A 255-nucleotide genomic window follows, 5' to 3' on the forward strand; every position below is an offset into this window, starting at 1 on the left:
AAATAACCCGGGCAGAACGTCCATTGGATAGGTTGCATTTCTCAATGATTACAACATTTAACTTTTGCGGATAGTCTTTGTGCCACATAACAGCTTGATAAATGTTTGAGCGGATCTTGTTTTCTACAGAGGAATCAACAAGGCAATGTTCAGGAAGATTGCTATAATTGATTTTTTCTCCATACTTCGGATATGGTCCTCGGCCGCTATATTCACCATCAAAAGGGAAGTAGAGCGCAGAGTTGCAATTGAGTT

The 255-nt window shown here is 40.0% G+C and carries 1 pseudogene; it reads right to left on the minus strand.

The window, feature by feature from the left end:
* Positions 1–255 (minus strand): annotated as a pseudogene (locus tag HXW94_RS20660) (transposase); the annotation flags it as partial.

This window comes from Desulfobacter latus (assembly GCF_013389365.1).
GTDB classification, from domain to species: Bacteria; Desulfobacterota; Desulfobacteria; order Desulfobacterales; family Desulfobacteraceae; genus Desulfobacter; species Desulfobacter latus.